Below are 6,549 nucleotides of genomic sequence, written 5' to 3' on the forward strand. Positions count from 1 at the left end.
CTGGATACGTATTGAAATCGATAAATTTGGGGATATTCATAGTACGTTCGCCTCCATATTGTTTAGGTAAAACGCACTAGACCGAAAGGTGTGTTCGCATACTGTTCGCTTGTCTTTTGACATGAGAACGGTTACCATGAGGATGTGGCTACGCCTCCCGAGGCTAGTTACGTTTACTGCGTGTTATACAGATAGATAAGCGTTAAGTTCGCCGTGTTTCGATGCGTCGTAATTTTTCGCTAATCCTTTAATGACACGTTCGACTTTTTTGTAATGGACGCCTACTTTCTTTCCAATCGATGCGTAAGTAGGTCGTTCGCTCGAAAGATGCTCAGTAACGATTGCCGTCGTTATTGAGTCGGTGTTTTCTGTGAGGGCCTTGATAAGTTGCCGCTTATCATGGTCCGTTTTTATTTCTCCGGATGTACGTGAAATTACGTACTCCTCAAGATTGAAATGCTCGTCGGATTCAAATGTTGCCGCATTTTCCTCCGCAGTTGTGTCGACTGGAATTCTTCTATTAACATAAGTCATCTGTTTTCCTCTTGTGAAATCTATGGCACATCTAAATAACTGAACCTTCAGATGGTTTTCTATGTCGTCAGTTCTTGTTGAATCGAAATTATCGATACAAAACCATAGTCTCTCATTCAGAACACTGACCATGTCATCGTAAAGAAGTCGACAATTCTTGGTGTACTTCAAAGCAACCCCCTTGATCAGATATTGAAAGTGTTCAAAAACCTGATTAAATATACTGGGATCTTTTGTGCCTTGATACTTCTCAATGACCGATATTAAGTTTTTGTTTATTTTCAACTAAATCACCTCTCACTTATAACTGCGTATCCAGATTAGAGAATGGACACTCATTTGTATAATTTTTTTGTTTCTTTATAAGAATAGTAGCATATAAAATACTGAATTTTTCAAAAAGGAACAAACACTATAAAATTCCTACTTGTTCAAAATATACCTATAAAAAAGACACGATCTTTTCAGATCGCGCCTTGTCCTTTATTAACCTCCTAATTGATTTGCTGCTGTTTCTACTGTCGAATTAGATGCTACCTCAACGCCAAATAATCCGATGCTGATAATCACTGCCAACCCTAAAACTCCTAATAAAATCTTCTTCAAACAAAACATCTCCTTTTTCTTCTCGATTATTTTTCATAAGAGACATTACGAACTCGGAATCCTCTCCCGCTTTTATAATATCCCTTACAATAATAACTGCGTAGAAAAACTTAGAGTTGGACACAAAATCGAGAAATTTATTTGCTCTATCTTCTTTACTTCGATAACTTTCTGCATAATCAATGAATTGGGGATCTTTAATACTTACCAGACTGTCGTACTCATCGTTGTACATGCTCTCCCCATTCATTACTTTTTGTAGGGAAGTAAGTGAGGGATGCGCCCCTTCTTCGATCTTGTTATTAAGAAGTAATTTTGCGAAGTTTAAATTAAAGAATCCGAGCGACTCATAAATACCTCCAAGCTCTTTCGCTATCGAATAGCTTTTATTCAGATACATCAGGCATTTATCTGGATCACTTAGCAGGTGGGACATTCCAAGGACATAATAAGAATCAGACTCTATTCTCTTATTAATATTTGCGTGTATAAGAATGTTAGCGTATTTTCTCGCCGATTCTAGGTTGTTGAGTTGTAGGTGGGAATGAGCTAAAATTTCGGACAGTCGGTAAGCATAAAATTCTTTCATGAGAGAATAATTTCTTTCGTTCAGGGATCTTATATTATCTCCGATATTTTTTGACTTTTCGAGAACATTCAGGCAATCTCCTTCTATCAGATCAGCCAAACAATCGTAAATGTCCACAAGAATTCTAAGGGTATGCGCGCTTGATTTTTTGAATTCAGAAAGGCTGTCTTTCAACATGTAAAACTTTATTTCGCCTTTCATATATTTAAATAAAAATGAATAAAACCGAACATACTCACCCACAGTACCTTTTTCCTTCGCATGAACGTCTAAAAGTTTCTCGAGTAGTTCAAGATCTCTTGTGACCGCAGCATATTCAAACGAATTCTTGATGCAGTTGTCTGTAGAAAGGGACGGACATAACTCCCGCATTAAACTTTTATATTCCGCAGGATCAATTAGCATACAAAGTTTTAACATATGGTGAAAGGTAAGATTTCTCTGCCCACTCCTCAAGTATGTAAGCTGCCTAGAACAAACATCTAATACCCCTAGTAACTTTTCATCGGTTAAGTCGTCTCTGTCTTCTATCTTATTGAACAAAAAAGTCTTTGCGTCTGTCATTGTGTAAAGACCCCCTCTATCTCTCGAAAAATAATGAAGAAAATCTAAGATGAAAGTTCTTATCCCAATTATAATTATTTGATTATCGATATGTCAATAATTTTTTCTATATATTTATGGAAATTGAAAAGACAATACTATACAATAAATTGGACACCTTGAAGAATGGAGGTGTTTATTACGTATAAGGTCGGCAGATGCCGGATACCCGAGTGGTGCGAAATTCGTGGATATACACTTGTCCAAGTAGCAGACGCGGTCGGAATATCAAAGCAAACATTGAACCATTATATAAACTCACGACGCCACATACCAAGTATTGAACGAGCACGTAATATCGCGGAATTTCTTAAAGTAGATCCGATTGATTTGTATGAATGGGAATGGGTATCCGACACAAAAACGGAGGAGTAAGTCATCCTCCGCCGACCAGACGTACGTGTTTATACGTACAATTTTATATGTCGCTTAACGTCCTCCGCACGCTCATACACCGCCTTCAACTCCGCTCTTCCCTTCGCAATCAATAGTTCATTCGCATCCTTTCCTTCCGTAATATACCCGTGTGCCAGTCCGACTTTCCCGTATAAATAACGCTCGACCTCCGCCCGCAACTTCTCGCCGGCCTTATCGTTATCCGTCACGATTGTTACGTGTTCGATCGGAGACTGGACGATGATATCCGCTTTCCGTTGGTTGAACGAAGACCCACCGGTCCCGATCGCCGGCACTCCCGCCGTCATCCACGATTGCGCATCGATCTCCGCCTCGCATAAGACAACGCGTGTCAGCCGCCGATCATATACGACGTTCATTCCGTAAACAAGGTCCCGTATCGGCCAGCCGCCTTTGACGTACCAGAACGCCTTGCCCCGCGTTGACCGGTACTTTACGTTAGCAAGCCGACCGTTCGGCAACCGCCAGGGCAGCGCAACCGCACCGCCAGCCATTCCGACGCCCATTAGCCGCTGGACAGCCGGCATGATCCCGCGCCCTTTCAGATAATCGTTAGGACCCGCAGCCACGTCGTCGAGAATCGATTCTCTCAACGGTTCGCGATTCTTGGCGATCTTTAGCTTCGGCATCCTCAGCGTGAGCTTTCCGTCTTCCAATTCCGGCGCATACGCATCGATCAGGTATTCGACCGTCTCCTCTTCGGTCTCTTCGCGCAAGAATGCCAGCAGCTTAACGAAGCCACCCCGCGCATACTCTGCGTCATAATAGCCGCTATCGCCCCAATAGCCGGCCTTCGCGGTCGCCGTGTCTTCGAGATAAACGTAAAAGCTCGGCGTCCGGTCATAACGGAAAGGACTTGCGGCCAGCAAGCGCTGATCCGTCCAAGTCGGCCGCGTCCATTCGAATTGTTCGAGTTCATATCGGATGTCGACGTCGACCGGACGGCCGTTTAACGTCAATGTCGGCACTTTCGTCTCACTCCTTTCGTCTTAGAAATCGAACTGATCCGCTCCCCCTAGCTGCTTAATGACGCCAAACTGCGGCAGATAAACGATCTCAGCGCTCTTCCCTTCGCCGCCATCACGGCCTTTGTTCAGACCGATCAGGCCTCGCCCTTCCTCTGCGTTCGTATCCACCGCAATCAATAACGCAGCATCTTCGAGCAACGCCTTCGTTTTCTTGACGTCCTTACGCTGCGGTAGTTTTAATTCAAAGTCAGCGTCTTTCCCTTCGCCTTCTTCTGCTTGCGTCAACGCAAAGACAGTCGTTTTTGTTTGGCCGGCCAGACGACGGAGTTTTTTCGAAGTCTCTGCCGCGTCTCCCCCCGCAGTCTTTGACGTGTTCTTTTCGTAATCAAGGTAGTAAAACGGATCGATTAGAACGACGTCAGCTTTCGTTTCGAGTATATCCGCCTTCAGATCGCGGAGTTTCCGGGAGTCGAAGTCCTCGTCGTCTACCGCGCGGACAATGATGTTACCCGGAATCAATTCGTTCATCTTATCGAGGAACTCCATAAATCCGGCTTCGAATTCGTCGGATAGCTTTCCCTGGCGAACATCCCGCGAATTAAATCCGGCCTCAATATCGACGCCATCAAGATTCGCTTTTGTCACGCCAATGCTTGCCGAAATGGAAACGTAAAGCCTGACGAGAACCTCGTACCATCCCATTTCCATCGACCAGATTAGAACGTTCGCCCCCTGCATCGCGCAATTAATCGCTTCCTCCAACGCTATGGCCGATTTTCCCCGTCCGGATTTACCATAAATAACGTATACGTTCGACGAAACATAGCCGCCCATCGCCCGGTTTATGAATTCGAATTTACTGCGCCAGATCCGGAATGACTCGCCAGCCTTGCGGTTTTCGTATTCGGCTTTGAATTTGTCGATATCTTTTTTGATGTCGGTGCCAACCGAACTACGAACGTTTGTTCTAATTTTAAATCTTTCGGCTTGCTCCGTCAACCAAGAAAAAAATTCTTCCGGATTATCTTGCGCGCTCTCCCACCGCTTCATAAATTCGGATTCTCCGCCGTCTCCTCTACCGTTAACAATTTCGGAAAAGTCCCGTAAGGACGCGTAATTCTTCAATTTTTCCGCAAGGTAATCGTAACTGGCCTCGATGTTAAAATCCGGCTGGAAGTCCGGCACCTCATTCGCCACCATTTCGGCAGTCGGCGCCCGGCCTCCGTGTTTCTCTGCGTATTCCGTGATGTATCGGAGTGCTTTGCGTTCGCCTTCCGTTGGTAAGTCCTCGGCGGTAATATTAAAGCGCAGCAGCGCGTTCGGATCGTTCTGCTCGATCACTTTCGATAGCAGTAAAACACCGTAGTTCATCCGCGATCCCTCCTCTTCTTACGCTATATGTTCGATTTCCTTCATCCTCAATGCGTTGACCGCTCGTGCTCCTCCGTACTCTTCCAGCTTCCTATCGATGAAAGAAACGCCCTTCGCAGTAACATATGTCTGTACAAAGTTAACTCCGTAATACCTAGACGGTGATTGTTTAACTTTAAAATAGCCTTCGTTGATGTAGCGCTGATAAGGAACCGGCGAGCCTTCTTTCCGAACAAATACACCGATTGTCCGTAAGAATGTCGTTAATTTGTTTCGGCCAATTCCAATCGATTTGGCTACTTGCTCTAACGTCTGCACATTTGTCGCGGAAATAAAACGATCATGTTCCTCCGCTTTCGGTTTCATTTCGGAAATTACTTCGTTTTGCTTGCGTACAGTCTCTAAAGTTGCGCTAAATAAAAGTTTTGTTTGGTCGTCTGCAAACGGCAGATACGTTTGAATGAATAGATCGTCATTCACTACATAGCCGCCCGTTTTTCTGATTGTCGGAATGACTTCGTGAGTGATCCATCTTTTGAATTGTTTGGCCTCTGGTTTGCGGCTTCTTAAAATCAGAGAATAAAGACCCGGTTCGTTGATAATGAATGTTTCTTGATTTCGCCCTAATGAATCAGTGACCGGAATACTATTCCGCTCATCTTCATCAAGTAAATTCACTGATTTTCGAGCGTCTGTAATCCCTAAAACATCGCAGACATCTTTTGCAACAAACCAAGGTTCACCGTCCTTAACGACTGTCCTCACCTGTTGATCTTGATAATTGAATACTTTTTGTAATTCGTTCATCACCGCTTGACCTCCCGCTTTAATTTCGCCTTCGCCTCGTCCTGCTTCGCCTTATATTCCTCATCGCCGTACATCGCTTCCAAACGCTTGTAATCGTTTAACTCGTCGAGCAGATCATCAATTTTCTTCGCCTTGTCTTTCGCCATATCATCCCACGCCTTTTTAATTCCTTCGCTAAGCTTAGCTACGGTATCGGCATACGGTAATTCCGGAAGAAATTCCGCAAAGTGAAACGCCGTTCCCTCCGGCTCCGGATAGTTTTCGTAATCAACTCCGTCAAGATATTCGTCAACAAACTGACTGCGGCAGACTAGGCGGATGTCGTTCGAATCAGCGAGAATCCATTCGCCGTGAATTGCGTCCGTCAGATCGAACTCGACGTAATTGGAGACGCCGGTATCGTCCTCCTCTTCGACTTTCCGCCGCGCATCAACGTAGAAAATACGGTCCGGGTATCCGTCTACTGCGACCAAGTCTCCGAAAGTGATGTCGGCTTTCATCTCCGCAGCCCCCTTTTCGATTCTCCTTCGAATTCAATTACGCGGCATAGGTCACGAATCCGGTCCGTCAGACGTTGCTCTCCGAAAACGTCCGGCAGCCGTTCGATCGCAATGTTGCTCGTGTATATCGTCGGAAGTTGATTCGTCACTCTCG

At 44.8% G+C, this 6,549-nt stretch carries 7 protein-coding genes and 1 pseudogene; 1 reads left to right on the forward strand and 7 read right to left on the reverse strand.

The window, feature by feature from the left end; translation table 11 throughout:
- Nucleotides 1-183: 183 nt before the first annotated feature.
- Nucleotides 184-819 carry a sigma-70 RNA polymerase sigma factor region 4 domain-containing protein gene (locus AB447_RS17305; protein WP_048356558.1) on the reverse strand — a complete coding sequence of 212 codons (636 nt, stop codon included), beginning with the start codon at nucleotides 817-819 and terminating at the stop codon, nucleotides 184-186.
- Nucleotides 820-1,072: 253 nt separating this feature from the next.
- A complete protein-coding gene (locus AB447_RS17310; RefSeq protein ID WP_048356557.1) occupies nucleotides 1,073-2,293 on the reverse strand; it encodes an AimR family lysis-lysogeny pheromone receptor in 1,221 nt (406 codons plus the stop codon).
- A 165-nt stretch (nucleotides 2,294-2,458) separates the two neighbouring features.
- Between AB447_RS17310 and AB447_RS27560 the strand changes: the two genes are divergently transcribed.
- Entirely contained in the window at nucleotides 2,459-2,707 is a 249-nt protein-coding gene (locus AB447_RS27560; RefSeq protein ID WP_082634672.1) for a helix-turn-helix domain-containing protein, read from the forward strand.
- 29 nt (nucleotides 2,708-2,736) lie between these two features.
- On the opposite strand, the gene AB447_RS17315 is transcribed toward AB447_RS27560, so the two are convergent.
- The 5 genes and pseudogenes from AB447_RS17315 to AB447_RS26965 form a co-directional block, all read right to left on the reverse strand.
- Complete coding sequence (locus tag AB447_RS17315; protein WP_057957674.1) at nucleotides 2,737-3,717, reverse strand: toprim domain-containing protein; 981 nt, start codon at nucleotides 3,715-3,717, stop codon at nucleotides 2,737-2,739.
- Between the two features lie 21 nt (nucleotides 3,718-3,738).
- A complete protein-coding gene (locus AB447_RS17320; RefSeq protein ID WP_057957675.1) occupies nucleotides 3,739-5,088 on the reverse strand; it encodes a DnaB-like helicase C-terminal domain-containing protein in 1,350 nt (449 codons plus the stop codon).
- Between the two features lie 18 nt (nucleotides 5,089-5,106).
- Nucleotides 5,107-5,895, reverse strand: a complete 789-nt coding sequence (locus tag AB447_RS25420) for a BRO family protein (RefSeq protein ID WP_082634673.1) — start codon at nucleotides 5,893-5,895, stop codon at nucleotides 5,107-5,109.
- The gene (locus tag AB447_RS17330; RefSeq protein WP_048356590.1) at nucleotides 5,895-6,395 is read right to left on the reverse strand and encodes a hypothetical protein; all 501 of its coding nucleotides are present in this window, start codon (nucleotides 6,393-6,395) and stop codon (nucleotides 5,895-5,897) included. Before AB447_RS17330 ends, AB447_RS25420 begins: the two co-directional genes overlap by 1 nt.
- Nucleotides 6,392-6,549 (reverse strand): annotated as a pseudogene (locus AB447_RS26965) (DNA replication protein); the annotation flags it as partial. The pseudogene AB447_RS26965 and the gene AB447_RS17330, both read right to left, overlap by 4 nt.

Source organism: Bacillus glycinifermentans (genome assembly GCF_001042475.2).
In the GTDB taxonomy this organism is placed as follows: Bacteria; Bacillota; Bacilli; order Bacillales; family Bacillaceae; genus Bacillus; species Bacillus glycinifermentans.

Coding starts and splice junctions, on each gene's coding strand:
- AB447_RS27560 (WP_082634672.1), top strand. CDS start 2,459: ATGGAGGTGTTTATTACGTATAAGGTCGGCAGATGCCGGATACCCGAG.
- AB447_RS17320 (WP_057957675.1), bottom strand. CDS start 5,088: ATGAACTACGGTGTTTTACTGCTATCGAAAGTGATCGAGCAGAACGAT.
- AB447_RS17310 (WP_048356557.1), bottom strand. CDS start 2,293: ATGACAGACGCAAAGACTTTTTTGTTCAATAAGATAGAAGACAGAGAC.
- AB447_RS25420 (WP_082634673.1), bottom strand. CDS start 5,895: ATGAACGAATTACAAAAAGTATTCAATTATCAAGATCAACAGGTGAGG.
- AB447_RS17330 (WP_048356590.1), bottom strand. CDS start 6,395: ATGAAAGCCGACATCACTTTCGGAGACTTGGTCGCAGTAGACGGATAC.